This window comes from Streptomyces viridosporus T7A, from assembly GCF_008704515.1.
Classification (GTDB): domain Bacteria; phylum Actinomycetota; class Actinomycetes; order Streptomycetales; family Streptomycetaceae; genus Streptomyces; species Streptomyces viridosporus.
Genome location: NZ_CP023700.1, coordinates 5,697,849 through 5,722,006 on the forward strand (window position 1 = coordinate 5,697,849; position 24,158 = coordinate 5,722,006).

A 24,158-nucleotide genomic window follows, 5' to 3' on the forward strand; every position below is an offset into this window, starting at 1 on the left:
TCTCCTGTACGCGGTGGGACTGCTGGTGAGGGGGGCGGACAGCGGGGAGCACGCGTGAGCGGGTACGGAGTACCCGGCCGCACCCGTGGGCGGCTGTCCGGAAACGCTACGACGGTGTCACTTCTGCCGCTTGTAGAACGGCAGCGCCACGACCTCGTACGGCTCCTGGCTGCCGCGGATGTCCACGGTGACGCCCGCGGTGCCCGGCGCCGCGTGGGCCGCGTCGACGTACGCCATCGCGATCGGCTTGCCCAGCGTCGGGGAGGGCGCGCCGGAGGTGACCTCGCCGATCACCTCGCCGCCGGCGACGACCGCGTACCCGGCGCGCGGGACCCGGCGGCCCTCGGCGACCAGGCCGACCAGGACGCGCGGCGGGTTCTGCTCGGTGCGGGCGGCGGCCTCGGCCAGGGCGGCGCGGCCGACGAAGTCGCCCTCCTTCTCGAACTTCACCACCCGGCCGAAACCGGCGTCGAAGGGCGTCAGGGAGGTGCTCAGCTCGTTCCCGTACAGCGGCATGCCCGCCTCCAGGCGCAGCGTGTCGCGGCAGGAGAGCCCGCACGGGACCAGGCCGGCCCCGGCGCCCGCCTCGGTCAGCGCCTGCCACAGCCCGACCGCGTGCTCCGGCTTCACGAACAGCTCGAAGCCGTCCTCGCCGGTGTAGCCGGTACGGGCGATGAGCGCGGGGACACCGGCGACGGTGCCGGGCAGACCGGAGTAGTACTTCAGGCCCTCCAGGTCGGCGTCGGTCAGGCCCTTCAGGATCCCCGGGGACTCGGGGCCCTGCACGGCGAGCAGCGCGTAGGCGTCGCGGTCGTCGCGCACCTCGGCGTCGAAGCCGGCCGAGCGCTCCACGAGGGCGTCCAGCACCGTCTGGGCGTTGGAGGCGTTGGCGACCACCAGGTACTCGGGGGCCTCGGCCTCGCCGAGCCGGTAGACGATCAGGTCGTCCAGGATGCCGCCGTCCTCGCGGCAGATCATGGTGTAGCGGGCACGGCCGGGCTTGACGCTCCCGATGTTGCCGACCAGGGCGTGGTCGAGGAACGCGGCCGCCTGCGGGCCGGTGACGGTGATCTCGCCCATGTGCGAGAGGTCGAAGAGACCGGCCCTGGTGCGCACGGCGTTGTGCTCGTCGCGCTCGGAGCCGTAGCGCAGGGGCATGTCCCAGCCGGCGAAGTCGGTCATCGTCGCGCCGAGCGAGCGGTGCAGCGCATCGAGCGCGGTCCGGCGGAGTTCGGTACTGCTCATCGGTCGGTCTCCCAGGGAGATGGGGTCCCCCGCGCCGGGGGCCCCTGTTCGAGCGAGGTCGAGAGCTCGGGGGAGAAGCCGGACATGGGGATGGGCGAGGACGATCCTCCCCATCTGTCATCGGAACCTGAGAGGTTCGCCATGACCGCCCGCACAGGGGAGGAGCCACGGCTTGCACCTTGGGTGGAGCCGCCGGAGCACTGCCGCGGCGGCCCGCTTTTCAGATGTGCCTCGCCCGCGCGGTATCGGGGCCTGAGAGATTCAAGGGAGGAACTTGCTCCTTCGGCGCCCCGGCGGCACACGGTGCCGGGGACTCTCCCGCGCGGATTCAAACGGCCGGTATGCAGTTGGCGCGCCCATCATTGCACGCATCCCCGGGGCACGGCAGGGGGACCTTCACCGGGTATGCACAGCGTGCGCGGTCCGTCACAGTGGGCTGTGGCGGGGTTGTTTCGGGACACGGACGGAAACGGGAGGCTCGGGAATTACCTTCTCTTTACACTCGGCGGGGATGAGGACCGGCGTGCCCGGCCCCCAGGGGAGGACGATCACGGTGAACAGGACCACGGCGTGCGCCACCACCACGGGCGTCGCGCTGCCCGAACGGCCGGACACTTCGGCCCCGGCGGCCCGCGGCGCGCTGCCCGCGCCGGTCGTCCAGGACCTGCGCGAGCGCGCCGGTGACAGCCCGCGCGCCCTGCTCTTCGGGCCCCGCGACCTCGTGGTGGTCACCGGCCTGCCCGGCAGCGGCAAGTCCACCCTGATGCGGCGCGCGGTGCGCGGCGCCCGTGTGGACTCCCAGGACACCCGCGACCTCTGGGAGCGCCGTATGCCGCGCTTCCTGCCGTACGCCGTCTACCGCCCGCTGGTCCGCCTCGCCCACTACGCCGGGCTGCACGGGGCCCTGCGCACGGGCGGGGGAGTCGTCGTGCACGACTGCGGCACGCAGGCGTGGGTGCGCCGCTGGCTGGCCCGCGAGGCCCGGCGCCGGGGCTCGCGCCTGCACCTGCTGCTCCTGGACGTCCCCCCGCAGCAGGCCCTGGCCGGCCAGCGGGAGCGGGGCCGGGGCGTCTCCCGGTACGCGTTCCTGCGGCACCGCGCGGCGAGCGGCCGGCTGCTGCGGGCGGTGGAGCGGGGCGAGGTGCCGGCCGGCTGCGGCTCGGTGGTCCTGGTCGACCGGGACGCGGCGAACGCGCTGCGCCACATCGGCTTCACGGGCTGACCGGCCGCGGCGCGACAGCGGTTAGCCTTTTGAGCCACAGCAGTGGTTCCAGGCAGGCGGTAGGCAGATGGACTTCCCGGCGCAGACACAACCCCACCCGCATGGCGGATGGCCAGGAAACGAGCTGGAGGAGGTGCTCTCCGCCTCCCTCGGCGTCCCCTCGGCGGGCAGCCGGATCGTCGAGGTGCTGGGCCGCAGCTTCGTCTGGGTCCCCCTGCCGTCCGGCGGCGGCCCGCACAGCGGCCCGCTCGACCTGCCCACGGTGGAGCTCGACGGCCAGGCGTACGTCCCGGTGTTCAGCTCCGAGGAGCAGTTCCGCCAGGTCGTCGGCTCCCACATGGCGTACACCGTCGCGCCGGCCGTGGAGTTCGCGCGCGGTCTGCCGCCGCAGGCCGGGATCGCGGTGAACCCCGGCGGCGTGGTGGGCATCCCGCTGCCGCCGCCCGCCGTGGCCGAGCTGTGCCGGGCCGGGCACACCCCGCTGGACGGCGCGGCGAGCGGCGGCCGGGTCCGGCTGTTCGAGCCCGACTGGCAGGACGACCCGGTGGACTTCCTCTCCGCGGCCTCGGCGGAGTTCGAGACCCTCGAAGTGGTGGCCACCGCCCGCCGCTGCCTCGCCGCGATCGAGACGGACGACCCGGTGCTGTTCGTCGGCGTGGAACTGTCCCGGTGGGACGAGGGGGACCTGCGGACCCTGCCGATGGACGCGCTCGGCCGCGCGCTGGGCCGGACGGCGGTGAAGTGGCCGGTGAACCTGGTCCTGCTGGACGTGGCGCAGGACCCGGTGGGCGACTGGATGCGCGACCGGGTCCGCCCCTTCTACCAGCGCGTCCCGTGAGCCTGCCCGGAGCCGTCCCGTCCGCCCGCCCGCCCTCACCGGCGGTCCGTCCGCGTGCCGCACGGGCAGCGGTCACCGGGCGGCGGGCGGCTTAAGCTAGGTTCATTGGCCGGCGAGGTGTTGACGGAGGGGCGATACAAAGTGAGCGCTGGCACCGCGGCGGCCGGGCAGGTCGAGCACATGCTGCGCCAGGTGACGCCCGGGCGTTACGACGCCTACGAGGCGTTGCTGCGCGCGCTCGCGACCCCCTCCACCGGCCAGGTCTGGATGCTGCTGTGGCACGGCCAGGCCGGTTCCCCGGACGCCCAGTACGGGAACATGGAGGTGGACGGCTTCGGCTACGCGCCCTGCGTCACCTCCGCCCAGGAGCTGTCGGCCAGCGGCTGGAACCGGTCCTACGAGGTCGTCGACGGACTCGACGTGGCCCGCGCGCTCTACCCCGACCGCTACGGACTCTGGCTCAATCCGCACGCCCCGGGCGGTGGAGTGGGCATCCCCTGGCTGGATCTGCGCCGCATCGCCACCGGTCTGGACCGCCAGCCCGCCGGGCCGCTCAGGCTGTCCGAACCGGGCATCGAGATCCCGCAGTTCTACGCCCTGCTCGCGCAGAACGCCCACCGCACCCCGGCCGTCCGCGCGCTGCGCCGCGCCTGGGTGCAGCCCGCGCTGGGCGCGCCCTACCTCGCCATCGGCCTCGACGTGTACGACACCTCCCCGCCGTCCGTCGACGCGGTGCGCGCCATGATGCAGCAGTCCCTCGGGGCCGTCCCGGACGGGCTTCCCGTGTCGACCGTCGCGATGTCCGACGAGCACGACCCGGTCGTGATGTGGCTGCGGACCAGGTCGCGGCCGTTCTACGACCGCGAGGCGCACGGCGCCGTGCCGCCCGCCGCCCCGGGCTACGGCTACCCGCCCGCGCACCGGAGCTGACCGGGAAGCGTCCTCGAAAGGCCCGGTGCGGTCGGCCGCACCGGGCCTTCGTCGTGTTGACGCAGCGTCACCGTGTCCACGATGTGGACAGGGGTACCGGTGAGGGGTCCACCTCGCCGCCCGAGGTTGATTTCGCGTCAGATTTTTGGCCATGCGCGCTCGGCTACTTCCCGCTGACCGCCTGTCACCTGCGGTTTCATCCGGCCTTCACGCTGTTCGGCGCCTTCTGAACGGCTCTTGGGGCGGCACCCCAGGTGTCGAACGGGTTAACTCCTCGCGAAAGGACGCCTGAAGAGTCCCTTATGTCAAGTGTTCAGATCTCAGGTAGGTATCACCGCTATCCGGACTGTTCCTGACTCCCTGCGAACGTCTGTAGTGTTCGGCCGGTCAAGATGCATCCACATAGCGGACCCGGAGTGGCCCCAGTATGCGCATATTCAAGCCCCGAGCCGCTCGGGCGATCACGGCCGCGGTCGCGGTCGGTCTGATCGCCACGGGCTGCGCCAGCGAGCGGGACAGCGACAACGAGAGCGGCGGCAAGAAGGACACCTTCGTCTTCGCCGGTGCAGGCGACCCGGGCTCCCTGGACCCTGCCCTCGCGAGCGACGGTGAAACCTTCCGCGTGACGCGCCAGGCGTTCGAGGCGCTCCTCGAGCACGAGTCGGGCGGTACCGAACTGGTCGGCGGCCTCGCCGAGACCTGGTCGAGCAACGACGAGGGCACGGTCTGGACCTTCAACCTCCGCAAGGGCGTGAAGTTCCACGACGGCGAGACGCTCAACGCCGAGGCCGTCTGCGCCAACTACGACCACTGGTTCAACTGGAAGGGCACCTACCAGTCCAGCGCGGTCTCCTACTACTGGCAGACCATCATGGGCGGCTTCGCGAAGAACGAGGACAAGGAGACGCCCGAGGCGAACTACAAGTCCTGCACCGCGAAGGACGAGAACACCGCCGTCATCGAGGTCAAGAAGCCCTCCGCCAACCTCCCCGGCGGCTTCTCCCTCAACGCCCTGGCGATCCACTCGCCGAAGGCCATCAAGGAGTACGAGAAGCAGGAGGCGACCGCCAAGGGCGACGCCATCACGTACCCCAAGTACAGCCAGGAGGCCGGCACGGTCGCCGGCACCGGCCCGTACAAGATCGTCAAGTGGAACAAGGGCAACAAGGAAGTCACCCTCGAGCGCTTCGACGACTACTGGGGCGACAAGGCGAAGGTCAAGAACCTGGTCTTCCGCACCATCGACACCGAGGAGGGCCGCCGCCAGGCGCTCCAGGGCGGTGACATCGACGGCTACGACCTCGTCGCTCCGGCCGACGTCAAGACCCTCGAGGACCAGGGCTACGTCGTCCCGACCCGTGGCGTCTTCAACCTCTTCTACGTGGGCATGAGCCAGGAGGCCAACAAGGCCCTCAAGAAGAAGGAAGTCCGCCAGGCCATCGCGCACTCCATCGACCGGGAGAACCTGGTCAAGACCCAGCTGCCCGAGGGCGGCAAGGTCGCGGACCAGTTCATGCCCGACACGATCCAGGGCTACTCCGAGAAGGTCAAGAAGTACCCGTACGACAACGCCAAGGCCAAGAGCCTCCTCAAGAAGGCCGGTGAGGAGAAGCTCGAGATCGAGTTCTGCTACCCGACCGAGGTCACCCGCCCGTACATGCCTGCCCCGCAGGACCTGTTCGAGCTGATGAAGGCCGACCTGGAGAAGTCCGGCATCACCGTCAAGCCCAAGGCCATGAAGTGGGCCCCGGACTACCTGGACGCCACCGAGTCCGGCTCCTGCGCCCTGCACATGCTCGGCTGGACCGGTGACTTCAACGACGGCTACAACTTCATCGGCACCTGGTTCGCCGGGTACGACAAGCAGTGGGGCTTCAAGGACAAGAAGGTCTTCGACGCCGTGAACGCCGGCTCGAAGATGGGCAAGGCCGAGGAGCGCACCGCCGCCTACCAGAAGGCCAACGAGGTCATCATGGACTACCTGCCGGGTGTCCCGATCTCCTCCTCCCCGCCGGCCATCGCCTTCGGCAAGAACGTGAACCCGCCGAACGTCTCCCCGCTGACGCAGGAAGTCTTCTCCGAGGCCTCCTTCAAGTGAGCGCGTGACGCGTAAGCGGCAGAGAACAAAAAACGGGGGGTCCGCCCGGCCGTCGCAACTCGGCGGCCGGGCGGGTCCGTTCATGTAAGACACACGCAAGAAAGGGGCAAGCGGGGTGCTGCGTCTCGTCGTACGAAGACTGCTCCAGCTCATACCCACGCTGCTCGGCCTGTCGGTACTGCTCTTCCTGTGGCTCGACCGGCTGCCCGGCGGACCCGCCTCAGCGATCCTGGGGGAGAGGGCCACCGAGGCCGAAGTGGCGCGCATCAACCGTGCGCTCGGGCTCGACCAGCCCGTCTACGTCCAGTACTGGCGCTTCCTCAAGCGCATCTTCCAGGGCGACCTGGGGACCTCCGTCCAGACCGGGCAGCCCGTGCTGGACGAGTTCGTCCTGAGGTTCCCGGCGACGGTGGAGCTGTCCCTGCTGGCCATGCTCATCGCCGTGGCGATCGGTATCCCCCTCGGCTACCTCGCCGCCCGCAAGCGCGGCGGCTGGCTCGACGTCGGCGCGGTCTCCGGCTCGCTCGTCGGCATCTGCATCCCGGTCTTCTTCCTCGGCCTGATCCTCAAGGAAGTCCTGGCCGTGAAGCTCGGACTCTTCCCCACCTACGGGCGCCTGGACACCGGCCTCGACGCCACCGAGGTGACCGGCTTCGCCGTGCTGGACGGCCTGCTCACCGGCGAGTTCGACGCCTCCTGGGACGCGTTCCACCACCTGATCCTGCCGGCCGTCACCCTCGCCTCCATCCCGCTCGCGGTCATCGTGCGCATGACCCGCGCCAGCGTGCTCGAGGTCCAGGACGAGGACTACGTCCGCACCGCCGAGGCCAAGGGCCTCAAGCGCAACGTCGTGCGCGGTCGGCACGTGCTGCGCAACGCCCTGCTGCCCGTGATCACCTCGGTCGGTCTGCTCACCGGCTCCCTGCTGTCCGGCGCGGTCCTCACCGAGTCCGTGTTCTCCTTCAACGGCATCGGCAACTTCATCAAGACGTCGATCGACGGCCGCGACTACCCGGTGCTCGTCGGGTTCATCATGTTCATCGCGATGGTGTACGTCCTGATCAACCTGCTGGTGGACGTGGCGTACAGCATCATCGACCCGAGAGTGCGGGTGCACTGACATGAGCGTCGCCACCAAGACCGAGAAGATCCAGCGTCTCGCGGAACTGACGGCCGTCAACGAGACCAGCACCGGCGCCAGCCTCTGGCGGGAGGCCTTCCGCCGCCTGAAGTCCAGCAAGATGGCGATCGTCGGTGCCGTCATCATCGTCGCGTTCATCGTCATCGCGATCGTCGGGCCGCTCCTGGCCCCCTACTCGCCGAGCGCCCAGACCTGGCGGAGCGAGGTCTTCCCCAACCAGGGCAAGTTCGTCGGGGCGCGCGACGGCAACTGGTTCGGCCTCGACCACCTCGGCCGCGACCTGTTCTCCCGGATGCTGGTCGGAGCCCGCCAGACCCTGCTCGTCGGCATCGTCGCCACCCTGATCGGCCTGGTCGCCGGCTTCCTGATCGGCATCGTCTCCGGAGCCGCGGCCACCCTCGGCGGCGACACCGGACGACGCGTCGACTCCGCCATCATGCGCTTCATCGACATGATGCTGGCGCTGCCCTCGCTGCTGCTGGCCGTCTCCATCGCCGCCGTCATGGGTCAGTCGCTGACCACCGTGATGATCGCGGTGGGCGTGGTCCAGGTCCCGGTGTTCGCCCGGCTGCTGCGCGGCGCCATGCTGGCGCAGGGGGGCGCGGACTACGTGCTCGCGGCCCAGTCCCTGGGCGTGCGCAAGCGGCGCATCGTGCTCTCGCAGATCCTCCCCAACTCGCTCAGCCCGGTGATCGTGCAGGCCACGCTCTCCCTGGCCACCGCGATCATCGAGGCGGCCGCGCTGTCCTACCTGGGCCTGGGCAACCCCGACCCGGCCATCCCCGAGTGGGGCGTCATGCTCGCCCAGGCGCAGCGCTTCTTCAGCTACGCCCCCACGATGGCGATCTACCCCGCCATCGGCATCATCATCACCGCCCTCGGCTTCACCCTCCTCGGCGAGGCCATGCGGGAAGCCCTCGACCCGAAGCTGAGGGGCTGAACCACCATGTCTCTGCTCACTGTCGACGAACTGACCGTCACCTTCGGCGGCCGCGGCCGCAAGGAGTCCCGGGCGGTCGACGGCATCTCCTTCGAGGTCGACCAGGGCCAGGTCGTGGGTCTGGTCGGCGAGTCCGGCTGCGGGAAGTCCGTCACCTCCCTGGCCCTGATGGGCCTGCTGCCCCACAAGGGCCTCACCATCGGCGGCCGTGCCGAGTTCGACGGCACGGACCTGTTCACGATGAGCCCGTCCGCCCGCCGCGACCTGCGCGGCAGCGAAATGGCGATGATCTTCCAGGACCCGCTGTCCTCGCTCAACCCGGTCGTGCCGATCGGCGTGCAGGTCACCGAGATCCTGGAGCGCCACCGCGGGATGAAGGGCGAGGCCGCCCGCAAGGAGGCCGCCCACCTGCTGGACCGGGTCGGCATCCCCGACCCGACCCGGCGGCTCAAGGAGTTCCCGCACCAGCTCTCCGGCGGCATGCGCCAGCGCGCGCTGATCGCCATGGCGGTGGCCTGCGCCCCGCGCCTGCTCATCGCCGACGAGCCCACCACGGCCCTCGACGTGACGATCCAGGCGCAGATCCTGGAGCTGCTCAAGGAGCTCGTGGACCAGGAGGGCACCGCCCTGCTGATGATCACCCACGACCTCGGCGTGGTCGCCGGCCTCTGCGACCAGGTCAACGTGCTCTACGCGGGCAAGGTCGTGGAGTCCTCCGGGCGCCGCGAGCTGTTCGCCCACCCCACCCACCCCTACGCGCACGGACTGCTGGGCTCCATCCCGCGTCTGGACGCTCCCCGGGGCGAGCCGCTCAACCCCATCCGCGGCTCCATCAACGACCGCATCGCCTGGGCCGACGGCTGCGCCTTCGCGCCCCGCTGCGACCGGTACGAGATGGGCTGCCTGACCGGCACCCCGCAGCTCACCGAGCCCCGTGCGGCCGGCCATCAGGTGCGGTGCGTCAACCCCGTACTCGACGACGCGAAGGCCGAGGAGGTCCCCGCATGAGCCTGCTCGAACTGGACGGCGTCAAGGTCCACTTCCCCATCAAGAAGGGCGTCCTGTTCGACCGCACGGTCGGCCACGTCTACGCCGTGGACGGGGTGTCCCTGAAGGTCGAGGCCGGTGAGACGTACGGTCTGGTCGGCGAGTCCGGCTGCGGCAAGACCACCCTGGGGCGGTCGGTGCTGCGGCTGGTGGACATCACCGAGGGCTCGGTCGTCCTCGACGGCACCGACCTGGCGAAGCTGCCCGGCGAGGAGATGCGCCGCTTCCGGCGCCGGCTCCAGATGGTCTTCCAGGACCCGCTGGGCTCGCTCAACCCCCGGCAGAACATCGAGTCGATCCTGAGCGAGGGCATGGTCGCCCACGGCATCGGCAAGGACCAGGAGGAGCGCCGGGAGAAGATCAAGGCGATCCTGGAGCGGGTCGGCCTGCCCTCCAACGCGCTCTCCCGCTACCCGCACGAGTTCTCCGGCGGTCAGCGCCAGCGCATCGGCATCGCCCGCGCGCTCGTCCTCGAACCGGACGTGATCATCTGCGACGAGCCGGTCTCCGCGCTCGACGTGTCGATCCAGGCCCAGGTCATCAACCTGCTGGAGGAGCTCCAGGAGGAGCTCGGCCTGACCTACGTGGTGATCGCCCACGACCTCGCGGTGGTCCGGCACATCTCCGACACGATCGGCGTGATGTACCTGGGCTCGCTGGTCGAGGAGGCGCCGAGCGACGCGCTCTACGCCGAGCCGAAGCACCCGTACACCAAGGCCCTGATGTCGGCCGTGCCGGTGCCGGACCCGGAGGTGGAGGACCGCCGCGAGCGCATCCTGCTCACCGGTGACCTGCCCTCGCCGGCGAACCCGCCCAGCGGCTGCCGTTTCCACACCCGCTGCCCCTGGGCCCAGGCCGAGCGGTGCTCGACCGAACGGCCCCAGCTGCGGGACGTCGGCGGCGGCCACCGGGTGGCCTGCCACTACGCCGAGGAGATCGCGGCCGGGACGCTGCAGCGGACCACGGGCGAGGTCGTGGCGGCGACGCGCGAGGGAGTGGAGGACAACCCGGTCTCCGAGGAGACCGGAACGGCGACGGTGCCGGAGCAGCCCGGGCCGCCGGAGCTGGAGATGGAGACCGGATCGGCGGAGGAGGCCGAGAAGGTCGAGGCTGCGGAGAAGGCGGAGACTTCGAAGGAGGCCGAGCCTTCGGAGGAGGCCGAGAAGGCTGAGCCTTCGGAGGAGACCGAGGAAGCCGTGAAGACGGAGGCCTCTGAGAAGGCCGTGTCCTCAGAAGAAGCCGAGAAGACCGAGACTTCGGAGAAGACCGAGGAAACCGGGGAAGCCGTGAAGGCGGAGACCTCGGAGAAGACCGAGACCCCGGAGAAGGCCAAGAAGGCCAAGAAGGCCGAGACCTCGGAGAAGGCCGAGAAGGCCGAGAAGGCCGTGTAGTCGGTCGCCAAGTCTCCGCCGGAGTCCGGGACTTCGCCCGATCGGTTCCCGGACGGCAAGCTCACACCACCCCTCGCCTTGCTTTGCAAGGCGAGGGGTTCTTGCTGGGCGAGAATGTAAGGGTGCTCCAACAACTGTTCAGCCCGTCCGTCCTGCACGCGCTCGACCTGATCGGCATCTTCGTCTTCGCGATCTCCGGCGCCCTGCTGGCCGTACGCAAGAACCTCGACGTCTTCGGCATGGCCGTGCTCGCCGAGGTCACCGGCCTGGGCGGAGGACTCTTCCGCGACCTGGTCATCGGCGCCGTGCCGCCCGCCGCCTTCACGGACCTGGGGTACTTCCTCACCCCGCTGCTCGCCACGGTCCTGGTCTTCTTCCTCCACCCGCACGTGGAGCGCATCCAGGCCGCCGTCAACGTCTTCGACGCGGCCGGCCTCGGGCTGTTCTGCGTCGTCGGCACGACCAAGGCGTACGACTACGGGCTCGGCCTGACCGCCTCCGCCTGTCTGGGCCTGGCCACCGCGGTGGGCGGCGGTGTGCTGCGCGACGTGCTCGCCAACGAGGTGCCCTCGCTGCTGCGCTGGGACCGCGACCTGTACGCGGTCCCGGCCATGGTCGGCGCCGCCATGGTCGCGCTGTTCCTCCGCTACGACGCGCTGAACGCGATGACCAGCGGCCTCGCCGCGGCCACGACCTTCATGCTGCGGCTGCTCGCGCTGCACTACCACTGGCGGGCGCCCCGAGCGTGGCAGCGGCGTTCGGCGGTCCGGGACGAGTAGGGCCCCGGAGACGCGGCCGGGGTGGGCGCGGAGGAACGGGTCCCGGCGAGGCCGGTGTCCGCATGCCGGACGGCCGACGGGAGATCGGCCACATTCCGGTCTCCCGATCCGAGCAAAGCTACCGCTTAGTATTTTCCTCTTGTACTGTGCAGCCATGCCAGAAGCAGCCTCTGCCCCGGCCGTCCGGGCCATGATCGGCGCCAGTGAGTTCGACCGCGACACCGCGGTGACGCCGCGCGCGCCCGGCGTCTACGACATCGACCTGTCCGCCGGCTGGACGATCATCAGCGCCGTCAACGGCGGCTATCTGCTGGCCGTCCTGGGCCGCGCGCTCGCGGACGCCCTGCCGCACCCAGACCCGTTCACCCTCTCGGCGCACTACCTGACGGCCTCCCAGCCGGGCCCGGCGGTCGTGCGCACCGAGACCGTGCGCACCGGACGGACCCTGTCGACCGGCCAGGCGTCCCTGTTCCAGCGGGACGAGCAGGGCCGGGAGGTCGAGCGCATCCGCGTCCTCGCCTCCTACGGCGACCTGGCCTCCCTCCCCGACGACGTCCGTACGGCGGCCCGGCCGCCCGTGATCCCTCCGATGGAGCAGTGCTTCGGCCCCGAGGACGGACCCACCCCCATCGACGGCAGCTCCGCCATCGCCGACCGGCTGATGCTCAAGCTCGATCCGTCGACCCTGGGCTGGGCGCTCGGGAAGCCCTCCGGCAAGGGGGAGATGCGGGCCTGGTTCGGGCTCGCCGACGGCCGCGACCCCGATCCCCTCTCGCTGCTCCTCGCGGTGGACGCGCTGCCGCCCACCGCCTTCGAGCTCGGGCTCTCCGGCTGGGTCCCCACCGTGGAGCTGACGGTGCACGTGCGCTGCCGTCCCGCGCCGGGCCCGCTGCGCGTGTCGATCACCACCCGCAACCTGGCCGGCGGCTTCCTGGAGGAGGACGCCGAGGTCTGGGACAGCGCCGACCGGCTGGTGGCCCAGTCCCGCCAGCTCGCGCGCGTACGGCTGGGCTGAGCCGCACGCCTTCGGCCCGCCGCCGCGACGCCTGCCCACGACGGCCGCCCCGCTCCCGGGGCGGCCGTCGTCGTGGGGAGCCGTCGTCACGGGGTGCCGGTGTCGTCGTCATGGGATGCCGCGGCCGCCCTCGGCCGGTCCGTCGAGCCAGTGCCGGCGGCCGATGCCGATCAACCGCAGCCGACGGGCCGCCAGCCGCGTCACGCGCTCCCGCTCCGGCGGGCCCGCCTCCGCCTCCAGCGCCTCCAGGAAGAGCGAGGCCGTGGCGAGCATCTGGTCGACGTAGAGCTGGGCCAGCATCAGCCGGTCGTCCTCGCTCCAGCCCACGGAGACCGGGTCGTCGGCCAGCGCCTCCCCGACCTCCTCGGCGAACCGGGCGAGTTGCTCGCGTATCGCCTCCCGGACCGGCCGGACCCCGCCGTGCCGCTCCCGGGTGATGAACCGGACGTGTGCGGGGTACGCGTCCACATGAGCGGCGATCAGCGCGACGGCGCGCGCGATGCGTTCCTCGCCGTCGCCGGCCGTGGACACCGTCGCCCGGATCGTCGGGTGCAGGCTGTCCAGCGCCTCCTCGACCAGCGCCACGCCCAGGTCCGCGACGGAGCGGAAGTGCCGGTAGAAGGCGGTCGGGGCGACCCCCACGGCACGGGTCACCTCACGCAGGCCCAGACTGCTCAGGCTCTGCCCCTCGAGCAGTTCCAGGGCCGCGTCGAGGAGTGCCCGCCGGGTCTTCTGCTTCTGGGCCTGCCGGATGCCGAGGGTGTGACTCATGCCATGCAGTCAACAGCCGTTCTCCGGAATGGGGAAGCCGTGACGGGTACTAGTCTGAGTGGTCAGTGAACAACTGTAACTGCAACCGTTCACCGAAAGGTGGGATCCGACCCATGCTGTTCCTGGTCGCCACCCTTCTGCTGCTGGGCGTGCTCCTGGGCACCGTGGCCCACGCGCCGCTCTCCTTCTCCGTCGCCGTGGGCGCCGTCATCGCCGTCTGGCTCGGCCTCTTCGCCCTGCGCGAGCGTCACGGCCGCGGTCGCGGCAGCTCGGCGCACTGACGCTCCGCAGGGCCGCCCCTCGGCCCAACCCCTCCCACTACCCCGACCACCCCGACCACGGGAGTCGATCACCATGCAGCTCACCGCACCGGCGAACCGCCGCACCGGTTTCCGGGACACCGACGGCATGGCCGTCGCGTCGTTCGTCCTGGGTCTGCTGGGCCTGCTCGTCCTCAACGTCGTCCTCGGCCCGCTCGCCATCGTGCTGGCGGGCGCGGCGCTGTGGCGGGGCACCACCCGGCGCGGCCGTGCCCTCCTCGGACTCGGCCTCGGCGTCGCCGACCTGCTGGTCCTGATGGCGTTCGTCCAGGCGGACCAGACGTTCTCGTGGAGCCTGTGAGCCGGTGAGCCCGTGAGCCGGCGCCGCATCCCGGCCGACCGCGACCCGGAGCCGGAGCGCCGGGGCCCGTAGAATCGGCCCCACCATGGCTTACCTCGACCACGCCGCGACCACCCCGATGCTTCCCGAGGCGGTCGAGGCACTCACCGCGCACCTGGGTGTCACCGGCAACGCCTCCTCGCTCCACGCGGCCGGCCGCCGGGCCCGCCGCACCGTCGAGGAGGCCCGCGAAACCCTCGCCGAAGCCCTCGGCGCCCGCCCCAGCGAGGTGGTCTTCACCTCCGGCGGCACCGAGGCCGACAACCTCGCCGTGAAGGGCCTGTACTGGTCCCGCCGCGACGCGGACCCGGCCCGCACCCGGGTCCTCGCCAGCCCCGTCGAGCACCACGCCGTCCTCGACGCCGTCCACTGGCTCGGCGAGCACGAGGGCGCCACCGTCGAGTACCTGCCGGTCGACTCCCACGGCCGGGTCCACCCGGACGCCCTGCGCGAGGCCGTCGCCCGCAACCCCGACGACGTCGCCCTCGCCACGGTCATGTGGGCCAACAACGAGATCGGGACCGTCCTGCCGGTCCGCGAACTCGCCGAGGCGGCGGCCGAGTTCGGCGTTCCGCTGCACTCCGACGCGGTCCAGGCCTTCGGCCAGGTCCCGGTGGACTTCGCCGCCTCCGGGCTCGCCGCGATGACGCTGTCCGGCCACAAGATCGGCGGTCCGTACGGCATCGGCGCGCTGGTGCTGGGCCGTGAGCACACCCCCGTGCCGGTCCTGCACGGCGGCGGTCAGGAGCGCCATGTCCGCTCCGGCACGCTGGACGTGCCCGCGATCGCCTCCTTCGCGGTCGCCGGACGGCTGGCCGCCGAGCAGCAGGAGTGGTTCGCCCGCGAGATCGGCGCCCTGCGCGACGCCCTGGTCGCTGCGGTCCGCGAGGCCGTCCCGGACGCCCTCCTCGGCGGGGACCCCGCGCCCGGGGGGCGGCTTCCGGCCAACGCCCACTTCACCTTCCCCGGCTGCGAGGGCGACTCCCTGCTCCTGCTGCTCGACGCCCAGGGCATCGAGTGCTCCACCGGCTCCGCCTGCACCGCCGGCGTCGCCCAGCCCAGCCACGTCCTGCTGGCCACCGGCACCGACCCCGAGCTGGCCCGCGGCACCCTCCGCTTCTCCCTCGGCCACACCTCCACCCAGGCCGACGTGGAGGCCCTGGCCAAGGCCATCGGCCCGGCGGTGGAGCGGGCGCGGGTGGCCGGCCTGACGTAAGGACGCGACGACGTGCCGGACGTGCCGGACGTGGCAGACGCGACGGACGTGACCGACACGCACCGGACGCGACGGACGGGCGTGCGGAGGCGCGCGGGCGCCTCCCTCAGGCCCGCGTCGGCGCCGTCGGTGTCGACGGTGTCGACGGTGTCGATGGTGCCGTCCGCGCCCGTCGCACCAGCTTCATGTAGCGGTCCCAGTCCCAGTGCGGGCCCGGGTCGGTGTGGTCGGTGCCCGGCACCTCGATGTGGCCGATGATGTGCTCCCGGTCGACCGGGATGTCGTACCGCGCGCATATCCGGGCCGTGAGCCGCGCCGAGGCCTCGTACATCTCGTCCGTGAAGTCCTGCGGCCGGTCCACGAACCCCTCGTGCTCGATGCCGACGCTGCGCTCGTTGTAGTCCCGGTTGCCCGCGTGGTACGCCACGTCCAGCTCGCGGATCATCTGGGTGACGCGTCCGTCCTGGCCGACGATGTAGTGCGTGGCCGCCTTGTGCCCCGGGTCCTGGAAGGCCCGCACCGCGCTGTCGAAGCTGCCCTGGGTGACGTGGACGATCACCATGTCGATGCCGTAGTCGTCGGGCCGGTCCGCGCGGCGCCAGTTGGCGTCCGAGGCCGCCACCCAGCGCGCGCCCGTGAAGTCCACCGCGCCCTGCTCCCGGGGCTTGTCGACCCCCGGCACGCGCCACCACAGCCGAGCCAGCTCGTCCCGCGCCAGCACCGCCGTGCCCGCCGCGGTCGCCGCCCCGCCCACGATCAGGGCCCGCCGCCCGATGCGCCGGTCCCCGTCCTTGCCCTTGGATGCTCTTCGCGCCCCCATGCGATCTCCAACGCACGCGCGGCGGCCCCGGTTCCCGCGCCCCCGTACCCTGGAAGGGCTATGACTGACACCCCGCAGCCCTCCCGCCCCCTCCGCGTCCTGGCCGCCATGTCCGGCGGGGTCGACTCCGCCGTCGCCGCCGCCCGCGCGGCCGAGGCGGGCCACGACGTGACCGGCGTCCACCTCGCGCTCTCGGCGAACCCGCAGTCGTTCCGCACCGGCGCGCGGGGCTGTTGCACCATCGAGGACTCGCGCGACGCCCGCCGCGCCGCCGACGTCATCGGCATCCCGTTCTACGTGTGGGACCTCGCCGACCGTTTCCGCGAGGACGTCGTCGAGGACTTCGTCGCCGAGTACGAGGCCGGCCGCACCCCGAACCCCTGCCTGCGCTGCAACGAGAAGATCAAGTTCGCCGCGCTGCTGGACAAGGCGCTCGCGCTCGGCTTCGACGCCGTCTGCACCGGCCACTACGCCAAGGTGGTCCTGCGCGAGGACGGCACCCGCGAGCTGCACCGCGCCTCCGACATGGCCAAGGACCAGAGTTACGTCCTCGGGGTGCTGGACGACCGGCAGCTCGCCCACGCGATGTTCCCGCTCGGCGACACGGTCACCACCAAGGAGGAGATCCGCGCGGAGGCCGAGCGCCGCGGACTCGCCGTCGCCAAGAAGCCCGACTCGCACGACATCTGCTTCATCGCCGACGGCGACACCCGGGGCTTCCTCGCGAACCGCCTGGGCCGGGCCGAGGGCGACATCGTCGACGAGTCCGGCGCCAAGGTCGGCACGCACGAGGGCGCGTACGGCTTCACCATCGGCCAGCGCAAGGGCCTCAGGATCGGCACCCCCGCCCCCGACGGCAAGCCGCGCTACGTCCTCGACATCTCCCCGGTGACCAACACGGTCACGGTCGGCCCCGCCGCCGCCCTCGACGTCACCGCCCTGACCGCGATCAGGCCCCGTTGGTGCGGCGCCGCTCCCGAGGGCCCCGGCACCTACACCGCCCAGCTGCGCGCCCACGGCGGCGAGACCGAGGTGACGGCGGAGCCCGTCGACGGCGAGCTGCGGGTCCGCTTCACCGAGCCCGTCCGCGGGGTCGCCCCCGGCCAGGCGATCGTGCTGTACGACGGCACGCGCGTGGTCGGTTCGGCGACGATCGCGACCACGGTGCGGTCGACGGAGCCGGCCACGACGTCCTGACGCACGGGCCGGGGAGGTTCGCCGGTCCCGGCCCGGCGCCCGACGTCCGTGCCCCGTGCCCGCCCCGTCGAGCCGACGGCCGCGCGGGCGGCCACGCTGTTCTCACGGCCCGACAGGGCCCGACACGGCCCGAAGGACCACGGGCACGGGCTCCTCAGTGACCGCAGTGACCGCGTCGGGGAGGGCCCGGCCCGCGGCGGACGGCGGCGGCTCCACCGCTCACCCCGCGAAGAACCCCGCCAGCACCGGTGCCAGGACGTCCGGATCGGCCATGTGGGTCTGGCCCTCCAGGACGCGGTACGTGCCCCGGGGCACCGCGTCCGCGATCGCCCGCGCGGCCTCGCGCATCCACGCCGGGCTCCCGTCGCCCGCGACCGCCAGCACCGGCACGCGGATCGACGCCAGCAGCCCCTCGGGGACGCTCCCGTCGCCCATGACGGCGTCGTCGTACGCGAGGCTCGGGGCGATCGTCTCCATCCCGGCCCACATCGGCGACTGCCGGGCGCTCTGGATCACCGCCTCGTCCAGTCCGGTCAGCCGCAGGAAGAGCTCCACCGCGTCCCCGCGCCGCCCCTCGGCCAGCGCCGCCGTCAGCCGCTCGGTGTACTCCGCGCGCTCCCGCAGGTCCTCCTCGGACGTCGCGTACGGCGTCTCGTACACGGCGACATGGCGCACCGGCAGCCCGCTCGCCGCCGCCCTGAGCGCCAGCGCGCCGCCCGAGGAGACGCCGTACAGCGACGCCTCGCCGCCCACCGCCTCGACCAGCGCCGCCAGGTCCTCGACCTCGCGCTCCACCGCGTACGGCGCGGTGTCCCCGCTCGCACCGCGGCCCCGTCGGTCGTAGACGACGACCCGGAACCGCTCCGAGAGCGGCGCGGCCAGCGGTGCCACCGTCGCCCCCGTCGACATCGCGCCGCTGACGAGGACGACCGCGGCACCCCGCCCGGCGCTCTCGTAGGCGAGGGAGGTGCCGTCGCGCGAAAGGATTTTTTTGTCCATGTCGCACCAGAGTGCCGCACGGCGCGGAATTCGTCGGTGAGGCGGGCGGCGCGTCCGCCGATCGGAGCCCCTCCATCCGGTCACCCGCCCTACGCGGTCACCGCACGTCCACGTCGTAGAAGCACAGGTGGTCCTTGATCTCCGCGACCTCCGGCTTCGGGTCCGGGTACGCCCAGACCAGGTCGGCCGCGTCCGGCAGCGACCAGTAGGACGCGGTGCCCTTGAAGGGGCAGTGCGTGCGCGTCGCGGACGGTGTCAGCAGGTCGAGGCGGACGTCCTCCGGCGGGATGTAGTACCGGTCCGGACAGCCCGTCTCCTTCAGCACCAGCGCCCGGTCGCTCCGCGCCAGCACCCGATCGCCGTGCACCACGCGCACGTGCCGGTCGCCGGGCTCGATGGTGATGCGGTGGCCTGTGGTCACGATCGACCCTCCCTGGGTAGCCGTGTCACCGGATACAGCGCACGCTGAAGCCGAGTTCTTCCCGACGGTGAGGGAATCACCGTCCCGTCCGGCCCGCATCCGCAGGAGGCCCCATGGGAGCCGGTGACCCCGCCAGGAACCGCAGCAGCCTCGCCCACCGGGTCCGCTACGCCCTGCGCCATCCGCGGCGCGTCCCCGCCCATGGGCGGCGCGCCCTGCGCGACGCCCGGCTGCGCCTGCTCCACCGCGACCACATCTCCTACTACCGCGCGGTGATGGCCTCCGACACCGCCCGCAGCGCCGAGGCCGCGGTGGGCCACAGTCCCTCGCGCGAGCAGTGGGCCAGGATCGGCCGGATGCAGTTCGACTACCTGGTGCGGCACGGCCTGGAACCCCACCACCGGATGCTGGAGATCGGCTGCGGCAACCTCCGCGCGGGCCGCCTGTTCATCGACCACCTGGAGCCGGGCCACTACTACGGCATCGACATCTCGCCGCACATCCTGCTCGCCGCCCAGGACACCCTCGTCCGCGAGGGGCTCCAGGCCAAGCTGCCCCACCTGACGCTCGCGAACGACCTGACCCTCGCCTTCCTGCCCGAGGGCCACTTCGACGTCGTGCACGCGCACAGCGTCTTCTCGCACTCGCCCCGGCACGTCATCGAGGAGTGCTTCGCGCACGTCGGCAGGGTGCTCGCGCCCGGCGGGTTCTTCGACTTCACCTTCGACCGCACGGAGGGGGAGGAGCACCAGGTGCTGCACGAGGACTTCTACTACCGGACCGAGACGCTCGTCCGGCTGGCCGCCGAGCACGGCCTGGCGGCGCGGTTCATGGACGACTGGGAGGAGCTGCCGCACCGGCAGTCGAGGATCCGGCTGACCGCGATGTCCGACCGGACCCGTACGGTGAGTCCGTGAACATCTGTGTCTTCCTCTCCGCAGCCGATCTCGACGAACGCTACACGGGCCCCGCGCGGGAGTTCGCGCGCCTGCTCGGCAAGGGCGGGCACACGCTCGTCTGGGGCGGCTCGGACGTCGGCCTGATGAAGGTCGTCGCCGACGGGGTGCAGGAGGCGGGCGGCCGGCTCTGCGGCGTCTCCGTGGAGTTCCTCGCGGCGACGGCGCGCGACGGCGTCGACGAGATGGTGATCGCGAAGGACCTGGCCGAGCGCAAGCGGCTGCTGCTGGAGAAGGCCGACGCGGTGGTGATCATGGTGGGTGGCACCGGCACCCTCGACGAGGCGACCGAGATCCTGGAGCTGAAGAAGCACGGGCGCACCGACAAGCCGGTGGTCCTGCTCAACACGGCGGGCTTCTACGACGGTCTCAAGGAGCAGTTCCGCCGCATGGAGGACGAGGGCTTCCTGCCGCGTCCGCTGGCCGACCTGGTGTTCTTCGCCGAGGAGCCGGTGGGGGCGCTGGCGTACCTGGAGGAGAGCCGGGGCGTGGTGTGACCACCGGGTGATGCGAGCATGGCGGGCATGGCTACACATGTGATCACCGGAGCGGGCTCCGGCATCGGCGCGGCCGTCGCCCGCCGCCTGCACGCGCGCGGGGACGACCTCGTGCTGCACGCGCGCGACGCGGGCCGCGCGAAGGAGCTGGCGGCCGAGTTCCCCGGTGCCCGGACGCTCGTCGGCGACCTCGCGGACCCCGACCGGCTCAGCTGGGCCTTCTCCCACCAGTCGCTCCCGGACCGGGTCGACTCCCTGCTGCACATCGCCGGCGTGGTGGAGCTCGGCCCGGTCGGCGAGCTCACCCCGAAGACCTGGCGCCACCAGCTCGACGTCAACCTGATCGCCCCCGCCGAGCTGACCCGGCACTTCCTGCCCCAGCTCCGCGCGAGCCGCGGCCACGTGGTCTTCGTCAACTCCGGCGCCGGTCTGAACGCCCACGCCCACTGGGCCGCGTACGCGGCCTCCAAGCACGGCCTGAAGGCCCTCGCCGACTCCCTGCGCCACGAGGAGCACGGCAACGGGGTCCGGGTGACCTCGGTCTACCCGGGCCGCACCGCCAGCCCCATGCAGGCCAAGGTGCACCGGCAGGAGGGCAAGGACTACGACCCCGGCAGGTGGATCGACCCCGAGTCGGTCGCCACGACCGTCCTGATGGCCCTGGACCTGCCCCGGGACGCGGAGGTCAACGACCTGACGGTGCGCCCGGGGCGCTGAACCGGGCCGGATCGTTCCGTAGGCTTCTCGGGTGAGCGAAGACAGTCAGTTCAGGTTCGGGCCCGCCACCGGGATCGGGTCCATGCCGGGCGGGGACGCCCGCGAAGCCGCCAAGACCGTCACCGGGAGCTTCGAGGACTTCCCGTTCCTGCCCGAACTCCCCGCCCGGGGACCCGGCGCGGACATGATCGGGCGGACCGCCGGGATGCTCGTCGAGCTGTACGCGCGCGTGGAGCCCAGCGGCTGGCGGATCGGGGACCGGCCGGGGCGGGACACCAGGCGGGCCCGTTCCTGGCTCGGCGAGGACCTCGACGCGCTGGAGGAGTTCACCCAGGAGTACGAGGGACCGCTGAAGGTGCAGGCGGTGGGGCCGTGGACGCTCGCCGCGGGCCTCGAGCTCAGGAACGGCGAGGCCGCCCTGTCCGATCCCGGCGCCTGCCGCGACCTCGCCGCCTCCCTCGCCGAGGGGCTGCGCCTGCACCTGGCCGAGGTGCGGCGGCGGGTGCCCGGCGCGCGGCTCGTCCTCCAGCTCGACGAACCCTCCCTCACCGCCGTCCTGCGCGGCCGGGTGAGGAGCGCCAGCGGCTACCGCACCCACCGCGCGGTGGACCGCCAGATCGTCGAGGCCACGCTCCGGGACGTGGTCGGGGCGCACGGCGGCGGTCCCGTCGTGGTCCACTCGTGCGCACCGGACGTCCCGTTCGCCCTGCTGCGCCGGGCGGGCGCGGCGGCGGTCTCGTTCGACTTCTCCCTCCTCACCGAGCGTGACGACGAGGTGATCGGGGAAGCGGTGGAAGGGGGTACCCGGCTGTTCGCCGGTGTCGTCCCGGGCACGGACGGCCCGTTGTCGGACCCTGCCGGTAGCGTCATGGGGGTCAGGACACTGTGGCGCAGGCTGGGGCTGCGGCCGGGGCTCCTCCCGGAGGCGGTCACCGTCACCCCGGCGTGCGGGCTCGCGGGTGCCTCCCCCGAGTACGCGCGCGCGGCGTACGCCCACTGCGTCCGGGCGGCGAGATCACTCGCGGACAACCCTGAGTAACGGGAGGACACACGGTGGCCGGCGACCAGCAGGCGGAGACGACGAACGTGCCAGCCGAGGCACGGGAGCAGCACGTGCAGCTCGCTGAGCAGATCGAGGAGCACCGCTTCCGGTACTACGTGAACGACGCCCCCGTCATCAGCGACGCCGAGTTCGACCGGCTGCTGCGCGAGCTGGAGGCGCTGGAGGAGGAGTACCCGGAGCTGCGCACCCCGGACTCGCCGACCCAGAAGGTCGCCGGGTCGTACGAGACGGAGTTCACGGCCGTCCGGCACCGCTCGCGCATGCTCTCCCTGGACAACACCTTCAACGACGACGACCTCGCCGCCTGGACGGAGCGCGTCCGGCGGGAACTGGGCGAGCAGGAGTACCACTTCCTGTGCGAACTGAAGGTCGACGGCCTCGCCGTCAACCTCACCTACGAACGCGGCCGGCTCACCCGCGCGGCGACCCGCGGCGACGGCCGCACCGGCGAGGACATCACGCCCAACGTCCGCACCATCGCCGAGGTCCCGGACCGGCTGAAGGGCGACAGGGTGCCCGACCTCGTGGAGATCCGCGGCGAGGTCTACTTCCCGATGGAGAAGTTCGAGGAACTCAACCGCCGCCTGGTGGAGGCCGGTGACAAGCCCTTCGCCAACCCCCGCAACGCGGCGGCCGGTTCGCTGCGCCAGAAGGACCCGCGCGTCACCGCCACCCGCCCGCTGCACCTGGTGGTCCACGGCATCGGCGCCCTGGAGGGCTTCGAGGGCATGACCCGCCTCTCCGAGGCGTACGACCTGCTCAAGTCCTGGGGCCTGCCCACCTCCCGGCACAACAGGGTGGTCGACGACCTCGGCGGCGTGCGGGAGTTCATCGCGCACTACGGCGAGAACCGCCACTCCGTGGAGCACGAGATCGACGGCGTCGTCGTCAAGCTCGACGAGATCCGCCTCCAGGGCCGCCTGGGCTCCACGGCGCGCGCCCCGCGCTGGGCCATCGCGTACAAGTACGCGCCCGAGGAGGTCAACACCAAGCTGGTCGACATCCGCGTGGGCGTGGGCCGCACGGGCCGGGTCACGCCGTACGCCCAGGTCGAGCCGGTCACGGTGGCCGGATCCGAGGTCGAGTTCGCCACGCTGCACAACCAGGACGTGGTCAAGGCCAAGGGCGTCCTCATCGGCGACACGGTGGTGCTGCGCAAAGCCGGTGACGTGATCCCGGAGATCCTCGGTCCGGTCGCCGACCTGCGCGACGGCAGCGAGCGCGAGTTCGTGATGCCGGGCGAGTGCCCCGAGTGCGGTACGCCGCTGAGGCCGATGAAGGAGGGCGACGTCGACCTGCGCTGCCCCAACGCCCGCGCCTGCCCCGCCCAGTTGCGGGAGCGCCTGTTCTACCTCGCGGGCCGCAAGGCGCTGGACATCGAGCACTTCGGCTATGTGGCCGCGGCGGCGCTCACCAAGCCGCTGGAGCCCGCGGACCCGCCGCTGAAGGACGAGGGCGACCTGTTCGACCTCACCGTCGACCAGTTGCTGCCCATCAAGGCGTACGTCCTCGACCAGGACAGCGGTCTGCCCAAGCGGGACCCGAAGACCGGCGAGGAGAAGATCGCCACCGTCTTCGCCAACCAGGAGGGCAAAGCGAAGAAGAACGCGCTCGCGATGCTGGAGAACATCGCGGCGGCCAAGGAGCGTCCGCTGGCCCGCCTGCTCACCGGCCTGTCGATCCGTCACGTCGGCCCGGTCGCGGCGGAGGCGCTGGCCCGTGCCTTCCGGTCCATCGACCGGATCGAGGAGGCCTCGGAGGAGGAGCTCAAGAACACCGAGGGCGTCGGTGAGATCGTCGCCGCCGCGGTCAAGCAGTGGTTCGCCGAGGAGTGGCACCGCGAGATCATTCGCAAGTGGAAGGCGGCCGGTGTCCGCATGGAGGACGAGGGGTCCGGGGAGGACGAGGGGCCGCGTCCGCTGGAGGGACTCACCGTCGTGGTGACCGGCACCCTGGAGCATTTCACCCGCGATGGCGCAAAAGAGGCGCTGCAGAGCCGGGGTGCGAAGGTGACCGGTTCGGTGTCGAAGAAGACGTCGTTCGTCGTCGTCGGGGACAATCCCGGGTCGAAGTATGACAAAGCGATGCAGCTCAAGGTGCCGGTTCTGAACGAGGAAGGTCTCAACGTCCTTCTCGGGCAAGGGCCGGAGGCCGCGGCGGAGGTCGCCCTTTCGGCCGAGGAGTAGCGGTTGAAG

Annotated in this window: 24 protein-coding genes and 2 riboswitches; of the genes, 19 read left to right on the forward strand and 5 right to left on the reverse strand. The window is 71.8% G+C overall.

The features are described 5' to 3' along the window. Positions 1-117: 117 nt before the first annotated feature. Positions 118-1,245, reverse strand: a complete 1,128-nt coding sequence (gene gcvT / locus CP969_RS26435; protein WP_016824562.1) for a glycine cleavage system aminomethyltransferase GcvT — start codon at positions 1,243-1,245, stop codon at positions 118-120. 104 nt (positions 1,246-1,349) lie between these two features. Then, a riboswitch (glycine riboswitch) is annotated at positions 1,350-1,475 on the reverse strand. Then, positions 1,476-1,576, reverse strand: a riboswitch (glycine riboswitch). Between the two features lie 222 nt (positions 1,577-1,798). Between gcvT and CP969_RS26440 the strand changes: the two genes are divergently transcribed. The 10 genes from CP969_RS26440 (at position 1,799) to CP969_RS26485 (ending at position 12,646) form a co-directional block, all read left to right on the forward strand. Next, positions 1,799-2,467, forward strand: a complete 669-nt coding sequence (locus CP969_RS26440) for an AAA family ATPase (protein ID WP_016824561.1) — start codon at positions 1,799-1,801, stop codon at positions 2,465-2,467. Between the two features lie 67 nt (positions 2,468-2,534). Continuing rightward, positions 2,535-3,305 carry an enhanced serine sensitivity protein SseB gene (locus tag CP969_RS26445; protein ID WP_026084862.1) on the forward strand — a complete coding sequence of 257 codons (771 nt, stop codon included), beginning with the start codon at positions 2,535-2,537 and terminating at the stop codon, positions 3,303-3,305. Positions 3,306-3,446: 141 nt separating this feature from the next. Beyond that, a complete protein-coding gene (locus CP969_RS26450) occupies positions 3,447-4,235 on the forward strand; it encodes an enhanced serine sensitivity protein SseB C-terminal domain-containing protein (RefSeq protein WP_004983200.1) in 789 nt (262 codons plus the stop codon). Positions 4,236-4,662: 427 nt separating this feature from the next. Then, positions 4,663-6,333: an ABC transporter substrate-binding protein gene (locus tag CP969_RS26455; protein ID WP_004983197.1), complete on the forward strand. Its 1,671-nt coding sequence runs from the start codon at positions 4,663-4,665 to the stop codon at positions 6,331-6,333. Between the two features lie 115 nt (positions 6,334-6,448). After that, on the forward strand, positions 6,449-7,453 hold the full coding sequence (locus CP969_RS26460) for an ABC transporter permease (RefSeq protein ID WP_004983196.1): 1,005 nt from the start codon (positions 6,449-6,451) through the stop codon (positions 7,451-7,453). Position 7,454: 1 nt separating this feature from the next. Then, positions 7,455-8,414, forward strand: a complete 960-nt coding sequence (locus CP969_RS26465) for an ABC transporter permease (RefSeq protein ID WP_004983194.1) — start codon at positions 7,455-7,457, stop codon at positions 8,412-8,414. Positions 8,415-8,420: 6 nt separating this feature from the next. Beyond that, entirely contained in the window at positions 8,421-9,422 is a 1,002-nt protein-coding gene (locus CP969_RS26470; protein WP_016824559.1) for an ABC transporter ATP-binding protein, read from the forward strand. Further along, positions 9,419-10,852, forward strand: a complete 1,434-nt coding sequence (locus tag CP969_RS26475) for an ABC transporter ATP-binding protein (protein WP_016824558.1) — start codon at positions 9,419-9,421, stop codon at positions 10,850-10,852. Before CP969_RS26470 ends, CP969_RS26475 begins: the two co-directional genes overlap by 4 nt. Positions 10,853-10,974: 122 nt before the next feature. Beyond that, on the forward strand, positions 10,975-11,631 hold the full coding sequence (locus CP969_RS26480; RefSeq protein ID WP_016824557.1) for a trimeric intracellular cation channel family protein: 657 nt from the start codon (positions 10,975-10,977) through the stop codon (positions 11,629-11,631). Positions 11,632-11,785: 154 nt separating this feature from the next. Then, positions 11,786-12,646, forward strand: a complete 861-nt coding sequence (locus CP969_RS26485; protein WP_004983187.1) for a thioesterase family protein — start codon at positions 11,786-11,788, stop codon at positions 12,644-12,646. Between the two features lie 108 nt (positions 12,647-12,754). Here CP969_RS26485 and CP969_RS26490 read toward each other — a convergent pair whose 3' ends face one another. Beyond that, positions 12,755-13,417, reverse strand: coding sequence for a TetR family transcriptional regulator (locus CP969_RS26490; protein ID WP_016824555.1), 663 nt, complete (start codon positions 13,415-13,417; stop codon positions 12,755-12,757). A gap of 113 nt (positions 13,418-13,530) precedes the next feature. Between CP969_RS26490 and CP969_RS26495 the strand changes: the two genes are divergently transcribed. The 3 genes from CP969_RS26495 to CP969_RS26505 all read left to right on the forward strand — a co-directional run bounded on the left by CP969_RS26495 (position 13,531) and on the right by CP969_RS26505 (position 15,293). Beyond that, on the forward strand, positions 13,531-13,698 hold the full coding sequence (locus tag CP969_RS26495) for a hypothetical protein (RefSeq protein WP_016824554.1): 168 nt from the start codon (positions 13,531-13,533) through the stop codon (positions 13,696-13,698). Positions 13,699-13,771: 73 nt separating this feature from the next. Further along, the gene (locus tag CP969_RS26500; RefSeq protein WP_004983184.1) at positions 13,772-14,038 is read left to right on the forward strand and encodes a hypothetical protein; all 267 of its coding nucleotides are present in this window, start codon (positions 13,772-13,774) and stop codon (positions 14,036-14,038) included. Between the two features lie 85 nt (positions 14,039-14,123). Then, complete coding sequence (locus CP969_RS26505) at positions 14,124-15,293, forward strand: cysteine desulfurase family protein (protein WP_016824553.1); 1,170 nt, start codon at positions 14,124-14,126, stop codon at positions 15,291-15,293. A gap of 106 nt (positions 15,294-15,399) precedes the next feature. Here the strand turns inward: CP969_RS26505 and CP969_RS26510 are convergent, their stop codons facing one another. Beyond that, a complete protein-coding gene (locus tag CP969_RS26510) occupies positions 15,400-16,113 on the reverse strand; it encodes an N-acetylmuramoyl-L-alanine amidase (RefSeq protein ID WP_016824552.1) in 714 nt (237 codons plus the stop codon). 60 nt (positions 16,114-16,173) lie between these two features. Between CP969_RS26510 and mnmA the strand changes: the two genes are divergently transcribed. Next, on the forward strand, positions 16,174-17,310 hold the full coding sequence (mnmA, locus tag CP969_RS26515) for a tRNA 2-thiouridine(34) synthase MnmA (protein ID WP_004983180.1): 1,137 nt from the start codon (positions 16,174-16,176) through the stop codon (positions 17,308-17,310). 219 nt (positions 17,311-17,529) lie between these two features. On the opposite strand, the gene CP969_RS26520 is transcribed toward mnmA, so the two are convergent. Then, entirely contained in the window at positions 17,530-18,309 is a 780-nt protein-coding gene (locus CP969_RS26520) for an alpha/beta fold hydrolase (protein WP_016824551.1), read from the reverse strand. Between the two features lie 97 nt (positions 18,310-18,406). Then, positions 18,407-18,730 carry a DUF427 domain-containing protein gene (locus CP969_RS26525; protein WP_016824550.1) on the reverse strand — a complete coding sequence of 108 codons (324 nt, stop codon included), beginning with the start codon at positions 18,728-18,730 and terminating at the stop codon, positions 18,407-18,409. Between the two features lie 113 nt (positions 18,731-18,843). Here CP969_RS26525 and CP969_RS26530 point away from each other — a divergent pair, with 113 nt between their 5' ends. From CP969_RS26530 to ligA, 5 genes are read left to right on the forward strand one after another with little or no spacing between them, the layout of a single operon-like run. Then, a complete protein-coding gene (locus CP969_RS26530; protein ID WP_016824549.1) occupies positions 18,844-19,647 on the forward strand; it encodes a class I SAM-dependent methyltransferase in 804 nt (267 codons plus the stop codon). Beyond that, complete coding sequence (locus tag CP969_RS26535; protein ID WP_004983164.1) at positions 19,644-20,183, forward strand: LOG family protein; 540 nt, start codon at positions 19,644-19,646, stop codon at positions 20,181-20,183. The genes CP969_RS26530 and CP969_RS26535 overlap by 4 nt, the downstream gene beginning before the upstream one ends. A 27-nt stretch (positions 20,184-20,210) precedes the next feature. Further along, complete coding sequence (locus CP969_RS26540; RefSeq protein ID WP_004983162.1) at positions 20,211-20,900, forward strand: SDR family oxidoreductase; 690 nt, start codon at positions 20,211-20,213, stop codon at positions 20,898-20,900. 31 nt (positions 20,901-20,931) lie between these two features. Further along, positions 20,932-21,939 carry a methionine synthase gene (locus CP969_RS26545; RefSeq protein WP_004983161.1) on the forward strand — a complete coding sequence of 336 codons (1,008 nt, stop codon included), beginning with the start codon at positions 20,932-20,934 and terminating at the stop codon, positions 21,937-21,939. Between the two features lie 14 nt (positions 21,940-21,953). Next, the gene (ligA, locus tag CP969_RS26550; RefSeq protein ID WP_004983160.1) at positions 21,954-24,149 is read left to right on the forward strand and encodes an NAD-dependent DNA ligase LigA; all 2,196 of its coding nucleotides are present in this window, start codon (positions 21,954-21,956) and stop codon (positions 24,147-24,149) included. Positions 24,150-24,158: the final 9 nt, after the last annotated feature.